The 21,933-nt window shown below is 61.3% G+C and carries 21 protein-coding genes; 3 read left to right on the top strand and 18 right to left on the bottom strand.

What is annotated here, in order from left to right:
* Positions 1 to 162: 162 nt before the first annotated feature.
* The 4 genes from IB262_RS20495 to IB262_RS20480 all read right to left on the bottom strand — a co-directional run bounded on the left by IB262_RS20495 (position 163) and on the right by IB262_RS20480 (position 5,202).
* On the bottom strand, positions 163 to 828 hold the full coding sequence (locus tag IB262_RS20495) for a protein-L-isoaspartate O-methyltransferase (RefSeq protein ID WP_060583185.1): 666 nt from the start codon (positions 826 to 828) through the stop codon (positions 163 to 165).
* Positions 829 to 1,032: 204 nt separating this feature from the next.
* On the bottom strand, positions 1,033 to 1,458 hold the full coding sequence (gene exbD / locus IB262_RS20490) for a TonB system transport protein ExbD (RefSeq protein ID WP_034796684.1): 426 nt from the start codon (positions 1,456 to 1,458) through the stop codon (positions 1,033 to 1,035).
* 3 nt (positions 1,459 to 1,461) lie between these two features.
* Positions 1,462 to 2,499, bottom strand: a complete 1,038-nt coding sequence (gene exbB / locus IB262_RS20485; RefSeq protein WP_112976435.1) for a tonB-system energizer ExbB — start codon at positions 2,497 to 2,499, stop codon at positions 1,462 to 1,464.
* A 228-nt stretch (positions 2,500 to 2,727) separates the two neighbouring features.
* The gene (locus IB262_RS20480; protein WP_246802677.1) at positions 2,728 to 5,202 is read right to left on the bottom strand and encodes a ComEC/Rec2 family competence protein; all 2,475 of its coding nucleotides are present in this window, start codon (positions 5,200 to 5,202) and stop codon (positions 2,728 to 2,730) included.
* A 315-nt stretch (positions 5,203 to 5,517) separates the two neighbouring features.
* Here IB262_RS20480 and gltA point away from each other — a divergent pair, with 315 nt between their 5' ends.
* Positions 5,518 to 6,807: a citrate synthase gene (gene gltA, locus IB262_RS20475; RefSeq protein ID WP_034796688.1), complete on the top strand. Its 1,290-nt coding sequence runs from the start codon at positions 5,518 to 5,520 to the stop codon at positions 6,805 to 6,807.
* Between the two features lie 200 nt (positions 6,808 to 7,007).
* Here gltA and lpxB read toward each other — a convergent pair whose 3' ends face one another.
* The 6 genes from lpxB to bamA are packed head-to-tail and all read right to left on the bottom strand — an operon-like array spanning position 7,008 to position 13,792.
* The gene (lpxB, locus tag IB262_RS20470; RefSeq protein ID WP_112976434.1) at positions 7,008 to 8,183 is read right to left on the bottom strand and encodes a lipid-A-disaccharide synthase; all 1,176 of its coding nucleotides are present in this window, start codon (positions 8,181 to 8,183) and stop codon (positions 7,008 to 7,010) included.
* Entirely contained in the window at positions 8,180 to 9,067 is an 888-nt protein-coding gene (locus IB262_RS20465; RefSeq protein ID WP_112976433.1) for an LpxI family protein, read from the bottom strand. Before IB262_RS20465 ends, lpxB begins: the two co-directional genes overlap by 4 nt.
* Positions 9,068 to 9,072: 5 nt before the next feature.
* The gene (gene lpxA, locus IB262_RS20460) at positions 9,073 to 9,888 is read right to left on the bottom strand and encodes an acyl-ACP--UDP-N-acetylglucosamine O-acyltransferase (protein ID WP_060607473.1); all 816 of its coding nucleotides are present in this window, start codon (positions 9,886 to 9,888) and stop codon (positions 9,073 to 9,075) included.
* The gene (fabZ, locus tag IB262_RS20455; RefSeq protein ID WP_034796695.1) at positions 9,885 to 10,349 is read right to left on the bottom strand and encodes a 3-hydroxyacyl-ACP dehydratase FabZ; all 465 of its coding nucleotides are present in this window, start codon (positions 10,347 to 10,349) and stop codon (positions 9,885 to 9,887) included. The genes lpxA and fabZ overlap by 4 nt, the downstream gene beginning before the upstream one ends.
* Positions 10,342 to 11,409, bottom strand: coding sequence for a UDP-3-O-(3-hydroxymyristoyl)glucosamine N-acyltransferase (gene lpxD, locus IB262_RS20450; RefSeq protein WP_112771565.1), 1,068 nt, complete (start codon positions 11,407 to 11,409; stop codon positions 10,342 to 10,344). The genes fabZ and lpxD overlap by 8 nt, the downstream gene beginning before the upstream one ends.
* Positions 11,410 to 11,455: 46 nt before the next feature.
* The gene (gene bamA, locus IB262_RS20445) at positions 11,456 to 13,792 is read right to left on the bottom strand and encodes an outer membrane protein assembly factor BamA (protein ID WP_060607504.1); all 2,337 of its coding nucleotides are present in this window, start codon (positions 13,790 to 13,792) and stop codon (positions 11,456 to 11,458) included.
* Here bamA and IB262_RS20440 point away from each other — a divergent pair.
* Positions 13,734 to 13,958: a hypothetical protein gene (locus IB262_RS20440; protein WP_162728816.1), complete on the top strand. Its 225-nt coding sequence runs from the start codon at positions 13,734 to 13,736 to the stop codon at positions 13,956 to 13,958. The two genes, bamA and IB262_RS20440, sit on opposite strands and share 59 nt — an antisense overlap.
* 84 nt (positions 13,959 to 14,042) lie before the next feature.
* Here IB262_RS20440 and rseP read toward each other — a convergent pair whose 3' ends face one another.
* The 8 genes from rseP to IB262_RS20400 all read right to left on the bottom strand — a co-directional run bounded on the left by rseP (position 14,043) and on the right by IB262_RS20400 (position 21,309).
* Positions 14,043 to 15,176, bottom strand: coding sequence for an RIP metalloprotease RseP (rseP, locus tag IB262_RS20435; protein ID WP_090295657.1), 1,134 nt, complete (start codon positions 15,174 to 15,176; stop codon positions 14,043 to 14,045).
* Positions 15,177 to 15,207: 31 nt separating this feature from the next.
* Complete coding sequence (locus IB262_RS20430; protein WP_112976431.1) at positions 15,208 to 16,041, bottom strand: phosphatidate cytidylyltransferase; 834 nt, start codon at positions 16,039 to 16,041, stop codon at positions 15,208 to 15,210.
* A complete protein-coding gene (locus tag IB262_RS20425; RefSeq protein ID WP_060585290.1) occupies positions 16,041 to 16,784 on the bottom strand; it encodes an isoprenyl transferase in 744 nt (247 codons plus the stop codon). The genes IB262_RS20430 and IB262_RS20425 overlap by 1 nt, the downstream gene beginning before the upstream one ends.
* A 42-nt stretch (positions 16,785 to 16,826) precedes the next feature.
* Positions 16,827 to 17,387, bottom strand: coding sequence for a ribosome recycling factor (frr, locus tag IB262_RS20420; protein WP_034796704.1), 561 nt, complete (start codon positions 17,385 to 17,387; stop codon positions 16,827 to 16,829).
* A 53-nt stretch (positions 17,388 to 17,440) separates the two neighbouring features.
* Positions 17,441 to 18,163 (bottom strand): UMP kinase, encoded by a 723-nt coding sequence (gene pyrH, locus IB262_RS20415; RefSeq protein WP_034796706.1) that lies wholly within the window; start codon positions 18,161 to 18,163, stop codon positions 17,441 to 17,443.
* A gap of 192 nt (positions 18,164 to 18,355) precedes the next feature.
* A complete protein-coding gene (tsf, locus tag IB262_RS20410; protein WP_034796708.1) occupies positions 18,356 to 19,279 on the bottom strand; it encodes a translation elongation factor Ts in 924 nt (307 codons plus the stop codon).
* 252 nt (positions 19,280 to 19,531) lie between these two features.
* Positions 19,532 to 20,299 (bottom strand): 30S ribosomal protein S2, encoded by a 768-nt coding sequence (gene rpsB, locus IB262_RS20405; protein WP_034796710.1) that lies wholly within the window; start codon positions 20,297 to 20,299, stop codon positions 19,532 to 19,534.
* Between the two features lie 182 nt (positions 20,300 to 20,481).
* Complete coding sequence (locus tag IB262_RS20400; protein ID WP_034796712.1) at positions 20,482 to 21,309, bottom strand: cell envelope integrity EipB family protein; 828 nt, start codon at positions 21,307 to 21,309, stop codon at positions 20,482 to 20,484.
* A 145-nt stretch (positions 21,310 to 21,454) separates the two neighbouring features.
* On the opposite strand from IB262_RS20400, the gene IB262_RS20395 reads away from it, so the two are divergent.
* Positions 21,455 to 21,922 (top strand): RidA family protein, encoded by a 468-nt coding sequence (locus IB262_RS20395; RefSeq protein ID WP_043622203.1) that lies wholly within the window; start codon positions 21,455 to 21,457, stop codon positions 21,920 to 21,922.
* The last annotated feature ends 11 nt before the right edge of the window (positions 21,923 to 21,933 follow it).

The following is a 21,933-nucleotide window of genomic DNA, read 5'->3' as shown; positions in this document are numbered from 1 at the left end:
ACTACCACTGCACTCTTTGAAACCCGGAATCAGCATTCCGACAACTGCGCAGCCATACTCTGCGCAGCCATTTCAAAAAGAAACAAGTACCGCGTTGCGAATTGGCAACATTGTTATTTTAGCAACGCAATTAATTGTTGATATCCCTCAATAAGCGGGACCTCAAAAAACAAATTCCTGTGCACGACGGAAGCCGGGAAGCGGCTTGACCGCGGTGTTGAAATCGGGGCGCTCGGACGTCTTTCCGTGCTCGTGCACATAGAGTTTAGCGCGAGAAGCATTGCCAAATCCTTCAACGACGACCAGCCGCCCGCCATCGCGCAGCTGCTCGAACAAAGCGGTCGGCAGGACTTCGACCGAGCCGTGAACGAAGATCACGTCATAGGGTGCCTCGGCGGCATATCCCTTCTCGAGTTCGCCGGTCACGACGGCGATGTTGTCGTAGCCGAGGCGAGACAGCGTTTCCGTCGCGGTGGCGGCGAGGCCTTCATCGCTTTCGAGCGCAACGACCGAACCTGCAACCTGTGACAGCAGTGCGGACGCGTAGCCGGTGCCGCAGCCGATCTCCAGGACGACATCGGACTTGGCGATTTCGGCCAGCTGGAGAAGCTTGGCGAGCGGCGACGGCTCCATCAGGAAACGCGGTGCGTTGCCATTGGTAACCTCAAGCGCGATATCCGTGTCGATGTAGGCAAGCTCTTTCATCTTGGCAGGCACGAATTCCTCGCGCGGCACGCTCAGGAACGCGGACAGAACCGAGTGGGACGTGACATCCGTCGTGCGGATCTGGTTGTCCACCATCTTGGTGCGCGCTGCTTCGAAATTCATGGTAGTGCCCTCGTGTCCGGATAGGCGCGGCGCCCGCTTTCGGGCAAGCACGCACGATCGTCTTCTGGCTCCCGTCGGAAAGCCTTTGAGGTAAGCTCATAAATCGGCGCCCGGCCGGTTTCAAGCGATAGCGGCAATCTGCGCCGGAAAAACGGGAGGGAATTGCACTGCGAATGGCGGAGGCAACACGATTGCCAGCCGGGATCAGCGTCCCGGCGCTCCTTCCAGCCCAACGAGGGCAATCTTGGTGTAGCCGGCGTTCTGAATGAGGTTCATCACCGTCATCAGCTCACCGTAGTCGACGGCTTTGTCCGCGCGCAGCAGAACGCGCGTCTCGGTATTGCCTTCGGTCAGGCGCTTCAACTCGTCGGCAAAGCTCTCGCGCGCCGTCTCATCGTTGCCGATCGCCAGAGCCAGATCGGCCTTCAAAGTCACGAAGACCGGCTTGTCGTCCCGCGGAGCCGGCTTTGCGGCCGATTGCGGCAGGTCCACCTTCATGTCCACGGTGGCAAGCGGCGCCGCCACCATGAAAATGATCAACAGCACCAGCATGACGTCGATGAAGGGGGTGACGTTGATCTCGGCGTTTTCATCGAGATCGCCGCCACCGTCGCTGATTTTTCCGGCCATAGGTCACCCGATCCTTGCGATGGTCGTCTCGGTGTGACCGAAGTCCTGGCGGCGCGGCTGCGCCTTGCGGGCCAGACGATGGTCGAGGTCGCGGCTGACGAGCCGTTCCACGGCCGCCGCGGCATCGGCGAGAATGACCTTGTAGCCACCGACCGAGCGGGCAAAATAGTTGTAGATGACGACGGCCGGGATCGCCGCCACCAGGCCGATAGCGGTCGCCAAAAGCGCCTCCGCGATGCCCGGCGCCACGATCGCCAGATTGGTCGTCTGTGCCTTGCTGATGCCGATGAAGGAATTCATGATCCCCCAGACCGTGCCGAAAAGGCCGACGAACGGGCCGACGGAGCCGATCGAGGCCAGGATGCCGGTGCCACTTGTCATGCGCTTACCGGCGCGAACCTCGATGCGGGTCAGAAGCGAGGAAACACGCTCCTTCAGGCCGCCTGTCGGCGCATGGTCGATCACCGCCTCCGAGCGGGCCATTTCGTCGATCGCCGCGGCGACCATTTCGGGCGCCGGTCCCGACTTGCCAACAAAGGCTCCCTTGACGTCTGCCAGGCCGTTGGCAGCCGACAGCAGGCGAACAGCGCGCGTCAGGCGCGCCTTGGCACCAAAGAGTTCCAGCAGCTTGACCACAAAGATCGCCCAGGTGGCGACGGACGCCAGCGCAAGGCCAATCATCACGCTCTTCACCACCACGTCGGCGGCCATGAACATGCCAATCGGCGAAAGATCATGCGGCAACACCGGGCTTGCTGCACCCTCGCCCGTTGCCGGCCCGCTTTCCGCCGTCACCGGGACGCCTTCAACGGTTGCCGGAGCCCCCTCGCCCGACGTAGCGGCAGGAGCTTGCAGTGTCGGCTGCGCCTGTGTCGCCGGTTCCGCCGGCGGAACCGTTACGGCCGTGCCCTGATTTTCTGCCGTCGGCGCGGATGCGGACGGCGCCGTTGCGCCGCTTTGCGTACCATTAACCGCGGGTGCCTGCGTCGTCGCTTGGGCCAAGGCGGCCGTTGGCGAAGCTGCGGAGGACAGGACCAGCATCGCGGCTGCCAACAAATTGATCGTCGATCGGGCTCGTCTCGGCATCTCGTTCCTCACGTACTGGTCCATTTCGTCGTGTCAGGGCGAAGGGTTTTCCGTCATCCGCCGCTACCCTTGCGCGCTTCCGGGGCTCTTTAAGCAAAGGAAAACCGAATGACAAGGATTTGTGGAGTTTATCAATCAAGAATAATTTCGCAACCACCCATTGCCGGAACTGGACAGGCGTTTTCAGGGCGTCGGCTGATCTTCGATGAAGGTGTCGCTGCGCCAATCATAGGTGCGATGGCGCTCCCAGGGACGGGCATGCGTCGTGAAAGCCGGCCGGATTTGCATGACGGGTGAGCCCTGCCCTTCCTGCTGCTCCGCCCGAATTTCGATTGCGCCCGTGCGGCGCAGCGTCCGTGCGTCGACGATGCGGGCTCGGCGCGGCGCGCACGCTTCCACATCGACCCGCGCGGCGACCACGATCAAGTCTGCCTGATCGCACAGGGCGGGAAAGAGGCGCGGATTTTCGAGGGTGACGATCGTCCAGCCGATGGCGCTGCGCGCCGCACACCATTGCTTGTCGCGGCAGACAAAACGGCTTGGCCGGCTTGCCTCGATGGCCGATGAAAAATCCGCACGGATCGCCGTAGCCTTCTCTCCATCGATCGGCGGCGCTCGTCGGACCGCCTGTTCCATAGCCGGGTAAAGATCATCGGCTGCAGGCGGGAGCATGACCGGCCGCTCGTGCTCCACCACGGCGAGCGCCCGTTGCCATTGCGAAAATATGAAGTCCGGCGGGCGCGGCCGGTTCGTTGCGATGGCATCATCCGTCACCAGACCGATAAGGCGTCCGTCCTCGGCGATCACGATGTCGGGCCGGCTCCCATCTTCCAATGCCAGGCTGAAGAAGCCTGCACAGATCAGCACGATGCCAGAGATTGCCAGCCAACTGCGCAGCGCGCAGAGAAAAACACCGCCGATCGCGATCAGCACGAAGCCGATGGGTCCGATGCGGCCGGTCACGACCTCGCCATCGAGCGACGTCACGAACCGGGCGACGTCGAGCATCCGATCGAGACCCCACGCCATCGCCATCAAAGGCAGATGCTCAAGCCCGAACGGCATTAGCAGCATGGCGAACAGACCGAAGGGCATGATCACGATGCTGATCAGCGGCATGGTGAGAATGTTTGCGAGCAGGCCATAGGCCGGCAGCCTGTGGAAGTAGGCGATCGAATAGACCGACGTTGCCAGGCCGCCGATGAGCGAGGTGATGAGGATGCCTGCGGCGACGCCGGTGATGAGGCGCCCCTTGCTGCGGCCGCCAGCCGCTTCGGCCTTGCCGGTGCGCCGTTCGCGCCAGCGCCCGTAGCCGGCAACCAGCGCCAGGGTGGCGGCGAAGGACATCTGGAAGCCTGGCCCGGCCACAGCCGAAGGCATGAGAACCACGATGACGATTGCGGCGAGCGCGACGTTGCGCAGGCTGATCGACATGCGGTCGAAAAACACCGCGACCAGCATGATCGAGATCATGATCCAGGCGCGAAGTGCCGATACGGCGCCGCCGGAAATGAGGATGTAGAGGCAGACCATCAGCAGCGCACCGGCAGCGGCAACCTTCTTGATCGGCACACGGTGCGCCAGCCCCGGAACCATGCTGAGAGCAGTGCGTGCGCCGATCAGAAACGTGCCGGCTGCCAGCGCCATGTTGAGGCCGGAGATCGCCAGCACATGCGCTAGCCCCGCCTGTCGCAGCACCTCGACCGTCTCCCGGCTGATGGCCCTTTCCTCTGCGGTCACCAGAGCCGCCGCAAGCGCGCCGGTATCGCCGCCGATCGAGGCGCGGATCCTCTCGCCAACCGTTTCCCGCATTGCGGCCATGGTTTTCGTCGCTGCCGAACGCAGCGAGAAAGCCGTCCCAGGCTCTTCGGTCGCCACCTTCTCGGATAGTTTGGGCGCGCCGTAGAAAAACCCGACGGCGCCGATTCCCTTGAAATAGCTGTCGAAGGCGAAATCGTTCAGGCCGGGCAGCGCCGGACCCGAGGGCGGAGACAGCCGCGCCCTGCCCTCGATCAGGGCGCCGAGCGGAAACGGCTCTCCGGAGCCCCGCGTCACCAGCGTCGCCTTCAGCGGCTGGCGGCGCAGCTTTGGCCGGCTCGTTTCCTCGATCTCCAGCCCGTAGCGCCACCGGCCGCGATCATCCTGCTCGCGCGAAAAGACCACGCCCCGCAGGTTCGTGGTCACCGGAGCGTCGAGAACAACCGTGTCGGTGCGCCACGTCTCGATCGCGACCAGCAGCATGCCGGAGACGAACAGCGTTACTGCAATCAACGGAGCCCTCAAAGGCGCCAGCCGCCACCGACAGGCCAGCGCTGCCATTCCGAAAATGCACAGCAGCACTGCAAGATTGGCAATCCGGATATCGAAGGGCAGCGCCAGCCAGGCGAGCACGCCGAAGATCAAGAACACCGGGATCAACACGAAACCGTGACCGAATGCCCGTTCATCTTCGATCGCGGCGAGGAATGCCGGTTTAAGCGCGGCAGGCCGGAAACGGGCTGCGCGGCCCGCAATTGCTTGCCACGATGGCCGGAGAAACAGGAAGAACCGGCCTCGCGTAGGTAATGTCGCGGCGACAACGGCGGCATCGGATTCGGGAAGCCTGAAGCTTCCGCGTTCGACGTCGAGCGACGCTTGCCGCATTTCCGTTTCGCTCATTGCGCCCGCACTTTGGACCCTGACTTCGCGGTCGATCATGCAACCAACGCAGCGCAACTGCAACCGAGGCGCTATCTGCCGAAAAAAGCGGCAAACCTATATAGAATGGTACCGCACCATCATCGGACGAGCTTATTGATCTCTTTGGACTTATTGCCGTAACATGCCATTATTGCGTCGCCATATGCACATTTTCGCATCGCACAATTTGCCTTTCGTACAGCTTGGCAGTCGAAAATAAATCATATAGCAAATTCGCAACGTTCATTGTCGTGGCACGTCTGTGTGCCACGTTGCCATAAGACGGAGGGTCCGATGACTGATAAAACCGCGGTTGTAACACTCGATGGAAAGTCGGCGGATCTTCCGGTGCGATCTGGGTCCATCGGCCCTGACGTCGTGGACATCGGCTCGCTCTACAAGCAGACGAAGATGTTCACCTACGACCCGGGCTTCACGTCGACGGCGTCGTGCGAATCCAAGATCACCTATATCGACGGCGACGAAGGCGTGCTGCTCCACCGCGGCTATCCGATCGAACAGCTTGCCGAGCACGGCGACTTCCTGGAAGTCTGCTACCTGCTGCTCTACGGCGAACTGCCGACGAAGGCGCAGAAGGCTGACTTCGACTATCGCGTCACGCACCACACCATGGTGCACGAGCAGATGTCGCGCTTCTTCACCGGCTTCCGCCGCGACGCACATCCGATGGCCGTCATGTGCGGCTGCGTCGGCGCGCTTTCTGCCTTCTACCACGACTCGACCGACATCACCGATCCGCACCAGCGCATGGTTGCGTCGCTGCGCATGATCGCCAAGATGCCGACGATTGCGGCCATGGCCTACAAGTACCACATCGGCCAGCCCTTCGTTTACCCGAAGAACGACCTCGACTACGCCTCGAACTTCCTGCGCATGTGCTTCGCCGTTCCCTGCGAAGAATATGTCGTCAACCCGGTTCTGTCGCGCGCCATGGACCGTATCTTCATCCTGCACGCCGACCACGAACAGAACGCTTCGACCTCGACGGTTCGTCTCGCCGGCTCGTCGGGTGCCAACCCGTTCGCCTGCATCGCGGCCGGCATCGCCTGCCTCTGGGGCCCGGCGCACGGCGGCGCCAACGAAGCGGCACTCAACATGCTTGCCGAAATCGGCACGGCCGACCGTATTCCGGAATTCATCGCCCGCGCCAAGGATAAGAACGATCCGTTCCGCCTGATGGGCTTCGGTCACCGCGTCTACAAGAACTACGATCCGCGCGCCAAGATCATGCAGAAGACCACGCATGAAGTGCTCGCCGAACTCGGCCACAAGGACGATCCGCTCCTCGAAGTGGCGATGGAACTCGAACGCATCGCGCTCACCGACGAGTACTTCATCGAGAAGAAGCTCTACCCGAACATCGACTTCTACTCGGGCATCACGCTGAAGGCTCTCGGCTTCCCCACCACCATGTTCACCGTTCTCTTCGCGCTTGCCCGTACCGTCGGCTGGATCGCGCAGTGGAACGAGATGATCGAGGATCCGGAACAGCGCATCGGCCGTCCGCGCCAGCTCTATGTCGGCGCTCCGCAGCGCGACTACGTGCCGGTTTCCAAGCGCTAAGACTGACAAATCAGCAGAGACAACAAAGCCCGGTCAGCGATGACCGGGCTTTTGTTTTTGCAGGCTAGGATCGACGTTTCGGACCAGTTGTGGCCGGTCTCGTAATGGCGGCAACACAACGCCACCCTAGCGCGCACTGTGCACTAGGGCACCGTCTTCAGAAGTATTGCGGCAATCGTGCGTTCGGGCGGCGCTAAGTCTTACGGCTTGCTCTTGTTGAGATAGCCAAGAACGATCTTGGCCGCCATCTCGCCCGGCGGATGATCGGTCGTCATGCGCTGCTGCACCAGCGCGTAACCGTCGAGCATCGAGGCCCGCTGCGCCGTTGCGCCCGAAAGCCGCTCCATCCAGCGCGTCAACGCGCCGGGGCGGATCGATTCGCCGAAATATTCCGGGACGATCGGGAAATCCGCGATCAGGTTCGGCAGTGCGCCACTCCAGATGCGGATGCGCTTGTGCAGGAACTTCACCAGGAAATCCGGCGCATAGGTTGAAACCACGGGCACGCCAGCCAAAGCGAGTTCCAGAATGACCGTACCCGAAGCAGCAATCGCCGCGTCGGCTCGATCGAAGGCCGCCCATTTGTCGGCCGCACCGACCGAAATTTCCGGCTGGATCGTCCACGATGCGGTAATTTCCCGCACCAGCTTCTCCTGGCGCGGGACGGTCGGAAGCAGGAAGCGAATGCCCGGATGGCGGGCTTCGAGTTCCTCGACTGTCGCGCGGAAGATCGGAAGCAGGCGACCAACCTCGCTGGAGCGAGAGCCCGGCAATAGAAGGCATGTTTCAACACGCCCGTCCTTGGCGCCCGCAAGGCGCGGCTGGCGGCTTGCGCGAACGGCGAGCACATTGGCGTCGCTTGCAAGGCGATGGCCGACATAAGTGGTCGGGGGGCCTTGCAGCCGCTCCATCGCCTCCGGCTCGAACGGCAAGACGGCGAGCACGTGATCGACGTAGCCGCGCATGCGCGGTGCTCGCTCCGGCTTCCAGGCCCAGACGCTCGGGCAGACGTAGTTGATGACGAGCAGATCCGGCAATGCGGCGCGCACTTTTCGCGCCACGCGGTGGGTGAAATCCGGGCTATCAATGATCAGAAGCGCGTCGGGTCGGGCTGCGATGATCGCCTTTGCCGTTTGGCGAATACGCATGATCAGCTTCGGCAGACGGGCGAGCACCTGGGTGAAGCCCATGATCGACAGTTCGGAATAGTCGAACAACGAGCGAAGGCCCTCGGCCTCCAGCGCCTCGCCGCCGACCCCGACGAGTTCGACGTCGGAATGGCTTTGCGCCCGAAGCGCGCGGACGAGATCGGCACCCAGAAGGTCGCCGGAAACTTCACCCGCGATTACTGCGAGCTTGTAACGTGGCGCGTTCATCGCCTGATACCTCCGGAAGTGCGCTCCACTCCGGCGACAAAAAGCCCCGCTTGATCGGCGACCTTGACCACTTCGCTACGTTCCAGCACCAGCGCCCGTCCGGCTTCGACGGCAACACCGGCAAGACCGGCCCGCTCGGCGAGCGCGATGGTGGACGGGCCGATCGACGGCAGATCCGCGCGCAGATCCTGCCCGGGCTTGCAAAGTTTGACGAGAACGCCGCGCCGGCGCGAAGAGACGCGCCCCTCCGCCTTCAAGACGGCGACACGCTCCAGCATGGCGTCCGTGCCCTCGGCGCCCTCGAGCGCTACGACACGCCCGCCGACCGCAACCGCCCCCTGCCCCACGTCGAGCGCGCCGAGCGCGTTGGCCGCAGCGATGCCCGCTTCTATGTCGCGTTGGTCGTCACTGTCAGGGTTCACAGCACCGATGGGGCCTGATTCGGCCAGGAGATTGGGTACCACCTCGTGCACGCCGATGACATGCGCGCCGCTTGCCTCGATCAGCTGCATCGCCATGCGCAGAACCGCATCGTCCCCGCCCGAGACCAAGGTCTTCAGCACTGACGGTATCTTTGCGAGGGTCCGCAACGTCGGGCGGATATCGCGCCACTCCGGCCGACGCCGAACCCACCCGGACAAGACGACGCGGTCGATGCCCTCTTCTTTGAATGTGCGGCTGATATTGGCGAAATCGCCGATCGCCAGAACCGAATGGTCAAAATCGACCCAATCGGTTTCTTCCGCTTCACGCGTGAGCGCGATGATGTAGGGATCTTCGCCGCGTGCACGAACCGCTTCGGCGACGTGATGAGGCAGCGCGCCGCCACCAGCGATGATTGCGAGCCGGCCGCTGGTCGCCGCGCGGCTCGCAGCAGAAGACATCACGGTCAGGCCTTGCCGCGTTGCGGCGAAGATAGCGCGCGGTCGCTCTCGGCGCCGATGAAATCGAGGATTTCCATGACCGGCGCGCAATCCATATAGTCTTCGCGAATCGCTGCGGCATTGGCGCGGATCGATTCCGGCCCTTCGAAGATCTGCTTGTAGGCGCGGCGAACCACATGGATCGTTGCACGATCGATGCCAGCCCGGCTCATGCCGACGACATTCAGACCGCTCAGCAGGCCGGGATTGCCGTTGAGCATGCCATAGGGAATGACGTCGTAGCTGACAGCCGACAGGCCGCCGACAAAGGCCTGACGGCCGACGCGGGTGAACTGGTGGACCGCACAGCCGCCGCCGAGAATGACGCGATCTTCGACCGTGACGTGGCCCGCCAGCATCACATTGTTGGATAGGATGATGTTGCTGCCGAGGCGGCAATCATGCGCCACGTGCGAGTTGGCGAGAAAGAGATTGTTATCGCCGACGACCGTCTTACCGCCATGCTCGACGGTTCCGGTGTTCATCGTCACGCCTTCACGGATCGTGCAATTGGTGCCGATCAGAAGCTCGGTATCGACGGCGCTGTGGTGAACGCTCTGAGAATCACCGCCGACCACGGCGTTCGGGAAAATCTTCGTTCCCTTGCCGACGGACGTCCGGCCGATCACCACGACATGGCTGAGAAGCTCGATATCGTCGCCCAGAACGACTTTCGGCCCGATGTAGCAAAACGGGCCGATCTTGACGTTCTCGCCGATCACAGCACCGCTCTCGACGATCGAGGACGGGTGGATCTTCGCAGATGCTGCAATCATGTTCAGGCGTCTTCCTTGCTGACTATCATCGCGCCGATATCAGCTTCTGCGACAAGTTGCCCGTCAACTTTTGCGTCACAGTGAAATTTCCAGATATTGCCGCGCTGCTTCTGCTTCACGACATGGAATTCGACGCGATCTCCAGGCACGACCGGCTTGCGGAAACGGGCATTGTCGATGGTCATGAAATAGACCAGGTTCGTGCCGGTTCCCACCTTGCGGGCGCAGATCGCGCCGGCGGTCTGTGCCATGCCCTCGACCAGCAGGACGCCCGGCATGATCGGCTGCTCCGGGAAGTGGCCGGTGAAATGCGGCTCGTTCGCCGAAACGTTCTTGATGCCGATCGCCGAATTGTCGCCGTCGATCTCGATGATGCGATCGACGAGCAGAAATGGGTAGCGATGGGGAAGCAGTTTCAGGATTTCCTGAATATCCGCCGTGCCGAGAACCGTTGCTGCTTCACTCATTCGCGCCGCCCTTCTTCTTTTTCTGTCTTTCCTCTGCCCGCATCGCCATTTCCGCAACGTCGCGCAGGAAATCACGCATCGGGCGCGCTGGGATACCACCGTACCGTTCGCCGGCGGGAACATCAGCCGCCACGCCGCTCATGGCGGCGATCTGGACGCCATCACCAACGGTGATATGGCCATTGACGCCGCTGCCGCCCCCGATCATGACACCGTCGCCGATCTTCGTACTGCCGGCGATGCCGACCCCGCTAACGATGCCGCAATAGCGACCGATGCGCACGTTGTGACCGATCTGAACGAGATTGTCGATCTTCGTGCCCTCGCCGATCACCGTATCATCCATCGTGCCACGGTCGATCGTCGTATTCGCGCCGATCTCGACATGATCCTGAATGATCACCCGTCCGACCTGAACGATCTTGATCATCCCGCCTTTCGGACCCGGCGCATAGCCGAAGCCGTCCTGACCGATGCGAGCGCCGGGGTGAATGATCACGCTGTTGCCGACGAGAGCGCAAAGCACGCTTGCACCTGCGGCAATCGTGCACTCGCGACCGATTCGCACGCCTGGGCCGATGACCGCGCCGGCCGCGATCCGCGTGCCGCGGCCGATCTCGGCGCCAGCACCAACCACAGCGGTCGGTTCGACCTCGACATCGTCTTCAAGCCGCGCGGTTGGATCCACGAACGCGCCAGGCGCGATGCCGCGCAGGCTCGTATTGCGAGCCGGACGCATCGCAATCTCGTGCAACAACGTGCCGGCAAGCGCAAAGGCCGTGTGCGGGCGCGCTGTCAAAAGGACGGGAATATGTGCAGGGACGAGAGACGAAATCGTCTTATCGCAAATGATCGCCGATGCCTCACACGTTTCGAGTTCGGCACGGCTCTTGCGAGACAACATATAGCAGACGTCACCGGGCTTTGCCCGATAGACCGGCGCTACGGAGCGGACGGCGCGGTCAACGACCGCGACATCAACCAACTCCGCCCCAATTCGATCCGCCAGGTCGCCCAAGCGGATCCCATCGTGGGGCGGAAAAAACCAGTTCTGTTCCATGTACACTCCAGAACGATCTTTTCTGGCAGTTCTGGACTGCTTCTTATCAGAACGACGACGAAATACCGAACTTCAGGTTCTGAACCCGGTCGAAATCTTCCTTGGCAACCGGCCATGCGTAGTCGACTCGCAGCGGACCGAAGGGCGAAGCCCAGATCAGACCAATACCGACCGAGGCGCGCAGCGAGGCGTCGTTGCCCTGGACCGATTCACCAGGACCGGTGAGCGCGACCTTGTTGCTGTAGAGCGTTCCTGCGTCAGCGAAGACCGCACCGCGGAAGCCGCTGTCACGCGGGATACCCGGAAGCGGGAACGTCGCCTCGGCCGAAGCCGTGAAATAGGTCGTACCACCGAGCGAGTCACCCGATTGCTTTTCGCGCGGGCCGATACCGTTCCGCTCGAAGCCGCGGATGTCGCTGGTGCCGAGCTGGAACTGGTCGAAGACCTGCAGATCGCTACCGGTCTCGAAGATATGGCCGGCGCTACCGCCGAGCGAAGCGATGATGTCGGCTTCGTCGTTGACCGTGTAGTACCACTTGGCCTTACCGGTCATCTTGTAGAAGTCGGAGTCACCGCCGAGGCCGGCGAATTCATGCGTGAAGGTCGCAAGAATGCCGTCATGCGGCAGCTGCGCATCGTCGAGCGTGTTGTAGGTGATCGACTGCGACACCGACGAACGGACCCAGTTGCCGCCGTCGATCGCACGAATGTAGGGCGACGAAAGCTTCGACCGGTCACCGCTATAATCGAACTGCGTGAAGTTGTAACGCAGCGTCGTCGACAGGTTCTCGGTGATCGGCGCGGTCACGCGCAGGCTGAAGCCCTGATCTTCGTAGCTGTAGTTGTCGTCATCGAAGTCGTTTTCGTTCTTGAAGACGTCGAAGCCTGCGGCCAGACGATAGCCGAGGAAATACGGCTCCGTGAACGAAACGTTGTACGTGCGGCTCTCGTCACCACGACCAGCGGCAACGCGGATGTACTGACCACGGCCGAGGAAGTTCTTTTCTTCGATCGAAGCTTCGACGAGGAAGCCACCACCGCTACCGGCGGAGTAACCTGCACCGATACCGAACGAACCGGTCGACTGATCCTGTACGTCGACGATCACGACAACACGGTCAGCGGCGCTGCCCGGAGCGGTCGAAACGTTGACAGTCGAGAAGTAACCGAGAGCCTCGAGACGACGCTTGGCGCGCGCTACCATTTCCTGGTTGAAGGCGTCGCCTTCACCCATGTCGAACTCGCGACGGATAACGTAGTCGCGGGTACGGGTGTTGCCGCGGATTTCGATACGCTCGACATAGGCGCGCTCGCCCTGGTCGACGAGGTAGTCGACGGCGATCGTGTGGTTGCCGAGATCGCGGTTGCCGCGAGGCGTGACGCGAGCGAACGGGTAGCCAGCCGAAGCGACGCGCTTCGAGATCTCGGTCATCGTCGCCTGAACGTCCTTGGCCTTGTAGACCGAACCCTGACGGCTGACGATAAGCCCCTTCAGTTCTTCGGCGTTGATGCCCTCAACGGTCGATTCGACATTGACGGAACCAAAGTCGTAGCGCGGACCTTCTTCGACTGTGATCGTCACCGTGTATTCGTTGGTCGCTTCATTCAGGGTCGCATCCGAAGTAACGACCTGGAAGTCGGCGTAGCCGCGGTTGTAGTAGAACTGACGTAGCAGTTCTTCGTCCGCGCGCAGCTTGTCAGGATTGTAGACGTCCTTCCGCGTAATGAAGGAGAAGATGCCCGATTCCTTCGTCGCGATGACCGACTGCAGACGACCGTCGCTGTAGGCCTCGTTGCCGACGAAGTTGATCTGAGAAATCTTGGTGCGCTCGCCTTCGTTGATGACGAACGCGAGGTTGACGCGACCTTCGGCGACAGGAACGACCTGCGTCGTCACCGTGACATCGCCACGACCGATCGCCGCATAGGCGTCCTTGATCGACTGGATGTCCGTCTCGACCGTCGCTTCGCTGTAAGGACCGAGCGGCTGCGTGCGCACGACGCCCTGCAGCTTGTCGTCCTTGATCTTGCGGTTGCCGTTGAAGACGACCTGGTTGACAAGCTGATTCTCGCTGACGCTGACGACCAGCGTGCCGCCGGAAACATTGATGCTGACGTCGGAGAAGTAGCCGGTCGCATACAGGCGCTTCACAGAAGCGTCGATGTCGGTGTTGTTGAAGCTCTTGCCCGGAACGATCGTGATGTTGGCGCGAACCGTCTCAGCGCTGACGCGCGTGGCGCCGCGCACTTCGACACGATTGATGACCGCAGCTTCTGCAACGGACGTGCCTGCGAGCAACCCAACACCAGCGCCGGAAACAACAATGCTTGTTGACAGCGCAGCCGCCGACACCGCGTTCAAAAACCTTGAACCAGCTTTCATGTTCAAATCTTACCTTTTCCAAACGTCGCGCGGCAATTTCGTGCCGACTCCGGTCACGGTTGCCGTTTTAACCGCTTTTCCCATACAAGCAAGCCAGCTCGTTAATTTCTGTTTACTTCAATTCGAACCGTGGCTTAACGGCCACTACAGCTTCGATTTATCGTAAACAAAACCTTTCGTCGCAAGCCGTTGAAAACCAATCGTTCACAGTATCCGTCGAAATCCCCCTCGCCGTTTCCCCGGCCGAACGCTAGCCGAAGAACATCGATATGTCGTTCCAGGTGGCAAAGACCATGAGCATCAGCACCATGGCAAAACCGATCCGGTAGGCGACATCCTGCGCGGCCGGGCCCACCGGCCTTCCGCGCAAGGCCTCAACCGCATAGAACATCAAGTGGCCGCCATCAAGCACCGGAACGGGCATGAGGTTAAGCAATCCTATGGAAACAGACAGGATCGCGGCAATATTCAGCAAAAACGGAATTCCAAGCGTCGCCATCTGCCCCGAGACCTTGGCGACGCGGATCGGTCCACCGATCTGATCCGCCTTCATCCGACCGGTCACGACATTGGAGAGATAGTCGAAAGTACCGGTGACAACGTGCCAGCTTTGCAGGACGCCCTGCCCGACGGCCTCGATCGGACCATAGCTGACCGTGCGGAAATTGCCGGCTTCCTGGTCGGTCAGGATACCGATGACGCCGATTTCCATCTTGTTGCCAAACTGATCCGTGAGCTCGGTACGCTGCGGCACCATGGACAGATCGAGCATCGCGCCGTTGCGTTCGATTCGGATCGAAATCGGCATTTCCGGGCGAACACTGACGTAGCGGCGAACGTCGTCGAAGGTGACGACGGGCGTGCCGTCGATCGAAATCAGACGGTCTCCCGGCACGACACCGGCTTGCGCAGCAGCACTGTTCTCATTCACCCGCGCAACCACCGGATCGGCGACCTGACGCCCGTAGACGGAAAACAGCACGGCAAAGATGGCGATGGCGAGAATGAAGTTTGCGATCGGTCCGGCGGCGACGGTTGCCGCACGCTTCCACAATTTGGCGCCGAGGAAGGTCTGGCTGCGCTCTTCCGGCGCCAGCGCCTCCAGGCGCTTGTAGTCCGGCACGCTCGCCGCATCCTCATCGCCGTAGAACTTGACGTAACCGCCAAGGGGAATCGCCGCCAGTTTCCACCGCGTTCCGTGCCGGTCGGTCCAGCCGACGAGCTCAGGGCCAAAGCCGATCGAAAAAGCCAGAATGCGGATGCCCGACCAGCGGCCGACGAGGTAGTGGCCCATCTCGTGCACAAAGACCAGCAGCGTCAGCACCAGAAGAAATGGGACGACGTAGCCGGTCAGAATCTGGAGGGCATCAAGCAGATATGTCATGAACGTTCCTCAAGCACCCGCGGGCCTAAGCTCAAAGGCTATACAGGACGGATCCGAAAGCGATCTGGCGCCCATCGCTGACGAAATACTGAACCATGACCAGAATCAACGCCGCGACACACGCGAAAATCAACCCGTCGACCCGATCCATAACGCCGCCATGCCCCGGAATGAGACGGCTGGAATCCTTCACCCCAAAACGGCGCTTGATGAAGGATTCGAACAAGTCTCCCACCTGGCTGGCGACGGAGAGCACCAGCGCAATGATCGGAATGCGGAGATCTTGCAGTGAAAAATAAGCCATAAAGACGGCAACACCGGCAACAATGCCGCAAATTGTGCCACCGATGGCACCCGACCATGTCTTGCCGGGCGATATGCGTGGCGCGAGCTTCGGTCCACCGATCGCGCGGCCGGTAAAATAGGCGAAGATGTCGGTCGCCCAGACGACGGCAAAGACGAACAGCGTCGCCATCAAACCAAGATCGTCGGCGCCGCGAAGGGCCGCAAGCGAAATGCCGGTCAGCCCGGCGTAGGCGATGCCACCCGGCAGCCACCAACTGGTCTTCTGCAGAAATACCCAAAGGACAGTGAGAACTACAAAAGCGGTCAGGACCGGAAGGCTGTAGCCGATATAGCCGGTCACGATCAGGCCGGCGATGATCACGACGGCCAGCCAGCCAACGGCATTGCCTTGGAAATCCCGCTCCTGGAGGTCCGTGATCGTCGACCACTCATAATAGACGAGCAGCGCAATCAGCGCCGACAGCAACTGAAACGCCAAACCGCCGAACCAGGTCGCCGCCAGTGTCACCGCTGCGAGGACCACGCCCGAAGCGATACGAAGCTTAAGTTCAGTCTGCATCAGGAACCGACCGCCAACGTGGGCTCGGCGACGCCGCCGAAGCGGCGCTCGCGGCAGGCGTATTTTTCAAGCGCCGCCAGGAACGTTTCGCGCGTAAAGTCCGGCCACAACTCCGGAACGAAGATCAGTTCCGAATAAGCGCCCTGCCAAAGAAGGAAATTCGAGAGACGCTCTTCGCCGCTGGTGCGGATGATAAGGTCCGGATCGGGAATGTCCGACGTGTCCAGCATCGCCGCGATACGCTCGGGGTTGATGTCTTCCGGCCGCAAGCGTCCTTCGGCGACTTCCGTCGCCAGCCGCCGCATGGCTCGTGTCATTTCGTCCCGGGCGCCGTAATTGAAGGCAATGACGAGCGTAATCCCGGTATTTGCCCGCGTCGTTTCCTCCGCCTCCACCAGCAACGGTAGAATGTCGCCTCTGAGGTTGGAGCGGTCACCGATGACTCGGATGCGGACATTCTCGCGGTGCAGATCGGCAAGATCCCGGCGGATGAAGGTCTTGAGCAGCCCCATCAGATCGCTGACTTCCGCCGCCGGCCTGCTCCAGTTTTCCGAGGAAAATGCAAAAAGCGTGAGGTAGCGGATCCCCAAGTCGCCCGCCGTCTTGACGGCGGCGCGAACGGTCTCGACACCCTTGCGGTGCCCCATCGTGCGCGGCAGCCCACGCGCGTTCGCCCAACGCCCGTTGCCATCCATGATGATGGCAACATGTTCCGGAACGGTCGTGGAAGTGAGGTTTTGCATAAGGCGTCCGCGAAAGGAGACTCAGATCACGAGCAGAGCAGATCAGACCTGCATGATTTCCTTTTCCTTCTCGACGAGCAAGCGGTCGATATCGGAAATCGTTTCGTCGGTCATCTTTTGCACGCGCTCCGACTGAGAACGGCTGATATCCTGACCGATGTCGCCATCCTTTTCGGCTTTTTTCAGGTCGTCCATGCCGTCACGGCGCACGTGGCGCACGGCGACCTTCGCCTTTTCGGCGTAGTCATGTGCCACTTTGACGAGCGACTTGCGGCGCTCTTCGTTGAGTTCCGGCAGCGGAATGCGCAGGTTCTGGCCGTCGATGATCGGATTGAGGCCGAGGTTCGATTCGCGAATGCCGCGATCCACAGCGCCGACCATCTGCTTGTCCCAGACCGAGACGGACAGCATGCGCGGCTCGGGAACCGTGATGTTCGCCACCTGGTTGAGCGGCACGCGTGAGCCATAGGCTTCGACGGTCACCGGATCGAGAACGTTCGCCGACGCGCGGCCGGTACGGAGCGACGCGATATCGCTCTTGAATGCGGAAATGGCGCCATCCATGCGACGCTTCAGTTCCTTCAGGTCAACACCTTCACTCATGGTCGAAACTCCCGTTCTATCATTCGCCGGCCCGAGGGCCGTTCTGCAGCTTCTTAATTGTCTGTGACGATGGTCGCGCGACCGCCGCCGGTCAATATTTCCGCAAAGCCACCCTTCTCATGAATGGAGAAGACAACGATCGGAATGGCATTTTCGCGTGCAAGCGCGACGGCGGCAACATCCATGACGGCAAGCCCCTTCTCGAGGACTTCGCTGTGCGTCAGGCGGTCGAAGCGGGTCGCGTCCGGATCCTTCTTCGGGTCGGCGGAATAGATCCCATCGACCTGGGTGCCCTTGAAGATCGCCTGCGCGCCCATTTCGGCGGCGCGAAGGGCGGCGGCAGAGTCGGTCGTGAAGAAGGGATTGCCCGTGCCGCCGGCGAAGATCACGACGCGGCCGAGGGAAAGATGGTAGAGCGTTGCGCGCTGCGAGAAGCTCTCGCAGATTTCCGGCATCGCGATTGCCGAAAGCACGACCGTATCGATGTCGAGCTTGCGCAGCGACGTTGCGAGCGCCAGCGCGTTGATGACGGTTGCCAGCATGCCCATGTGGTCGCCGGTTACCCGGTCGCCGCCCTTGGAAGCGACGGCCACGCCGCGGAAGATATTGCCGCCGCCGACAACCACGCCCACTTCGACGCCCATGGCGCGCGCTTCGGCGATATCTGCGGCGATGCGGTCAGCGACCGCCACATCGATGCCGAAGCCCTGGCTGCCCATGAGAGCTTCACCGGAGGCTTTGAGTAGAACGCGTTTGTAGAGTGGCTCGGCCGGCATCATCGCTCCTGAACAGATCGGCGCGCGTGCGCACGATGGCGGCGCACAGCGCATAAGGACACATTGCGCACCATGGTTTCAACCGCAACGGCGTATTTTCCGGCGGGTCCAGCGCATTGACGAAGCCGGATACACGAAGGGCACCGCGTTGTCACGCGATGCCCCAAGGTTTTCCCAATATGGGTGAAGAAATCAGCCCTTGGCGACGGCTGCAACTTCTGCAGCGAAGTCGGACTCTTCCTTCTCGACACCTTCGCCGAGTAGCAGGCGAGCCATGCCGGTGACTTCGATCGGTGCGCCAGCGAGCTTTTCAGCGTCCTTGACGGCCTGACCGACGGTGATTTCCGGGTTCATGACGAAGGCCTGCGACAGCAGAGCGACTTCTTCGAAGAACTTGCGCATGCGGCCTTCGACCATCTTTTCGATGATGTTGTCCGGCTTGCCCGAAGCGCGCGACTGTTCGATGAAGACGTTGCGTTCGCGCTCGGCAACAGCGGCGTCGACTTCGTCCGCACGGATCGCGAGCGGGTTGGTGGCAGCGATGTGCATGGCGATCTGACGGCCAACCGAGAAGAGAACTTCCTTGTCGCCGATCGACTTCAGGGCGACGAGAACACCGAGCTTGCCGATGCCGTCGCCGGCAGCGTTGTGGATGTAGGTGGCAACAACACCGTCTTCGACCTTGAGGAGGGCTGCGCGGCGAAGCGTCATGTTCTCGCCGATGGTGGCGATCGCGTCCTTGATGGTCTCGTCGACCGACTTGCCGGTTGCCGGGTAGTTTGCAGCCGCGATGGCTTCAACCGAGCCGTCGGTGGTCAGCGCTACATTGGCAACGCCGCGGACGAGTTCCTGGAAGGCTTCGTTGCGGGCAACGAAATCGGTCTCGGAGTTGATTTCGACGACGACAGCCTTGACGCCACCGCTGACAATACCGATGAGGCCTTCAGCAGCCGTGCGGCCCGACTTCTTGTCGGCCTTGGCGATGCCCTTGGCGCGCAGCCAGTCGATCGCAGCTTCCATGTCGCCGTTGGTTTCGGCGAGCGCCTTCTTGCAGTCCATCATGCCTGCGCCGGTCTTTTCGCGCAGTTCCTTCACCATTGCTGCAGTTACACTCATCTTATTGCCTCTTTGTCTGTTTGGTTGGCGCGCTGCCCTTAAGGGCGCGGTACCAGGAGGTGTGGCAGGGAATGGCTTTTCAATGTGACACCGTGATGACTGAAACATCACGGGGTTGCTCGGCTCCAAAGATCCGAACGGATCAGCGCCATCCCCGGCTGAAAAGAACAAGGCCGTTCAGATTTTCATCACAAACGGCCTTGTCCCGACATTTCATTGGGGGCGGCAGGCTTACCTGCCGCCAAGGCCCGATCAGGCGTCGGAGGCCTCGTCGAGCGCCGGCTCGACCGGAGCTTCGGCAGATGCGCCGAGGTCACGGCCCGATGCGCCCTGCTGACGTGCGATGCCGTCGATGGCAGCGCGTGCAATGAGGTCGCAGTAGAGAGCGATGGCGCGCGAAGCGTCGTCGTTGCCCGGGATCGGATAGTCGATCTGGTCCGGATCGCAGTTCGAGTCGATGACTGCGACAACCGGGATGCCGAGGCGCTTGGCTTCGTCGATCGCGATCGATTCCTTGTTGGTGTCGATGATGAACATCAGGTCCGGCGTGCCGCCCATGTCGCGGATACCGCCGAGAGCGCGGTTCAGCTTTTCGCGTTCGCGCTCGAGGTTCAGGCGTTCCTTCTTGGTGAAGCCCGAAGCTTCCGAAGAGAGGATTTCGTCGAGCTTGCGCAGGCGCTGGATCGAGTTCGAAATCGTCTTCCAGTTGGTCATCATGCCGCCGAGCCAGCGAGCGTTGACGTAGTACTGGGCCGAACGCTTCGCAGCGTCAGCGATGATTTCGGACGCCTGGCGCTTGGTGCCGACGAACAGAACGCGGCCGCCGTTGGCAACGGTGTCGCTGACGATCTGCAGGGCGCGCGACAGCATCGGCACGGTCTGTGCGAGGTCGATGATGTGAACGTTGTTGCGATCGCCGAAAATGTACGGCTTCATCTTCGGGTTCCAGCGGTGCGTCTGGTGGCCGAAGTGAACGCCAGCTTCCAGAAGCTGACGCATGCTAAAATCAGGCAATGCCATGCCTTTTCTCCTTTTCCGGTTGAACCTCCGCGAAGCGTCGAGCATGTCTTTCGACCGGCCCACCGGCGGAACGATCCGGATTTCTCCCGGAACATCCCAAGCTTCACGTGTGGAATGGGCAGCCCCTTAACGGCAACCGCCCGAGAAATCAAGCCGCAAACGCCGCTTTTTACCGCAATCGGCTATTTGCAGTCCTCGGATTTGAACACTTCGAGGTCCGCAAGCTTGCCGCTCAGGACGAAATCGCCGTAGTCCATCGTCAGGTCGCGGGTGATTCCGTTCTCGTAGAGCTTGAACGACATACGGTAGATCGGCAGCGCGTCGCCGCTCTTGTCATCGTTGAAATAGGAGATCGTCACCGGCCAGTAATTGTCACCGCTGAGCTTGCCCGCCTTGCCGGCATCCGGCTCGTCCGCCGTGGGTTTGCGCGATTTGCCGACGAAGGTCGAGGTGATCAAGGTCTTGTCACCCGAATCGGAGCCGTCGAAGATGCGCGCCTCAAAGAGGCTCTCGCCTTTCTTCGCTCGCGAGATCACCTCCATCATGTGCGCCGTCGGAAACCGGCTCGCCGCAAGCTCGATTTCGCGCTTGTCCGGCGCAGTCAGCTCGACCTTAACGCCCGCTTTTTCCTCATGCGCCGTACCGCGCACTTCCTTGTCCAGCTTCTCATCGGTGAAAGAGCGGGTCAGGAAGCGGAAATTGCCATTCTTTAGATCTTCATAGGTGGTCGTCTGCTGATCGGTCAGGCGCACTTCCTCGCCGGTATCGACCTGGGTGACGAAACGGAAGCTGACGGTATAGCCCGCGCAGGCCGAGCCATTGAACTCGTAGACCATGCGACCATACATTCCGGCAATGCCCGAACGATCCGATGCATCCTTGAGTTCGAGATCATAGACGGCGCGGTGCGGCACAAGGGCGTTTGCGTGTGCCGCCGTGGCGCCCGATACTGTCATGACGGCGAAACAGGCGCTGCCCAAAGTGACGAGACCGAAGCCTTTATGAAACATCCGTTTCCTCCTGTTGGACTCGCCGGCAATGCTATAAACAAGCGTTCGGCAGAAGCGAGGCGGCGTTCGCAGGAAAAAGCCGGTGCCCGCCGCGATCCGGCCTGAATGCAGGATTTTAACACAAAAGACAACAATGGAGCTTTCCATGTCGGCAGAGATCGAAGCGCGCCTCAAGGACCTCGGCGTCACACTTCCCCAGGCTGCGACCCCGGTTGCAAACTACGTGCCCTACGTGATCAGCGGCTCGATGCTCTACATCTCCGGACAGCTTCCGATGGAAGACGGCAAGGTTGCTGTGACCGGCATCGTCGGCAAGGATGTGGACGTGGCCCGCGCACAGCGCGCCGCCGAACTCTGCTCGATCAACATCCTTGCCCAGGCCAAGGCAGCGCTCGGCGGCGATCTCGGTCGCATCCGCCGCCTGGTGAAGATCAACGGCTTCGTCGCCTCGACACCGGAATTCGTCGAGCAGCATCTGGTCATCAACGGCGCATCCAATCTGCTTGCGACCGTGCTCGGTGAAGCCGGCAAGCATGCACGTGCCGCCGTCGGCATGGCTTCCCTTCCCTTCAATGCCGCCGTCGAGATCGACGCCGTCATCGAAATCGCCTGACAGAGTGCCCG

Origin of the sequence: Ensifer sp. ENS02, assembly GCF_014851885.1 — a bacterium.
In the GTDB taxonomy this organism is placed as follows: Bacteria; Pseudomonadota; Alphaproteobacteria; order Rhizobiales; family Rhizobiaceae; genus Ensifer; species Ensifer adhaerens.
Note: the sequence above shows the minus strand (reverse complement) of the source record. Positions and strands in the feature narration are given on the sequence as shown.

Coding starts and splice junctions, on each gene's coding strand:
- IB262_RS20495 (WP_060583185.1), bottom strand. CDS start 828: ATGAATTTCGAAGCAGCGCGCACCAAGATGGTGGACAACCAGATCCGC.
- exbD (WP_034796684.1), bottom strand. CDS start 1,458: ATGGCCGGAAAAATCAGCGACGGTGGCGGCGATCTCGATGAAAACGCC.
- exbB (WP_112976435.1), bottom strand. CDS start 2,499: ATGCTGGTCCTGTCCTCCGCAGCTTCGCCAACGGCCGCCTTGGCCCAA.
- IB262_RS20480 (WP_246802677.1), bottom strand. CDS start 5,202: ATGAGCGAAACGGAAATGCGGCAAGCGTCGCTCGACGTCGAACGCGGA.
- gltA (WP_034796688.1), top strand. CDS start 5,518: ATGACTGATAAAACCGCGGTTGTAACACTCGATGGAAAGTCGGCGGAT.
- lpxB (WP_112976434.1), bottom strand. CDS start 8,183: ATGAACGCGCCACGTTACAAGCTCGCAGTAATCGCGGGTGAAGTTTCC.
- IB262_RS20465 (WP_112976433.1), bottom strand. CDS start 9,067: ATGTCTTCTGCTGCGAGCCGCGCGGCGACCAGCGGCCGGCTCGCAATC.
- fabZ (WP_034796695.1), bottom strand. CDS start 10,349: ATGAGTGAAGCAGCAACGGTTCTCGGCACGGCGGATATTCAGGAAATC.
- lpxD (WP_112771565.1), bottom strand. CDS start 11,409: ATGGAACAGAACTGGTTTTTTCCGCCCCACGATGGGATCCGCTTGGGC.
- IB262_RS20440 (WP_162728816.1), top strand. CDS start 13,734: ATGCTTGTTGACAGCGCAGCCGCCGACACCGCGTTCAAAAACCTTGAA.
- bamA (WP_060607504.1), bottom strand. CDS start 13,792: ATGAAAGCTGGTTCAAGGTTTTTGAACGCGGTGTCGGCGGCTGCGCTG.
- rseP (WP_090295657.1), bottom strand. CDS start 15,176: ATGACATATCTGCTTGATGCCCTCCAGATTCTGACCGGCTACGTCGTC.
- IB262_RS20430 (WP_112976431.1), bottom strand. CDS start 16,041: ATGCAGACTGAACTTAAGCTTCGTATCGCTTCGGGCGTGGTCCTCGCA.
- IB262_RS20425 (WP_060585290.1), bottom strand. CDS start 16,784: ATGCAAAACCTCACTTCCACGACCGTTCCGGAACATGTTGCCATCATC.
- frr (WP_034796704.1), bottom strand. CDS start 17,387: ATGAGTGAAGGTGTTGACCTGAAGGAACTGAAGCGTCGCATGGATGGC.
- pyrH (WP_034796706.1), bottom strand. CDS start 18,163: ATGCCGGCCGAGCCACTCTACAAACGCGTTCTACTCAAAGCCTCCGGT.
- tsf (WP_034796708.1), bottom strand. CDS start 19,279: ATGAGTGTAACTGCAGCAATGGTGAAGGAACTGCGCGAAAAGACCGGC.
- rpsB (WP_034796710.1), bottom strand. CDS start 20,299: ATGGCATTGCCTGATTTTAGCATGCGTCAGCTTCTGGAAGCTGGCGTT.
- IB262_RS20400 (WP_034796712.1), bottom strand. CDS start 21,309: ATGTTTCATAAAGGCTTCGGTCTCGTCACTTTGGGCAGCGCCTGTTTC.
- IB262_RS20395 (WP_043622203.1), top strand. CDS start 21,455: ATGTCGGCAGAGATCGAAGCGCGCCTCAAGGACCTCGGCGTCACACTT.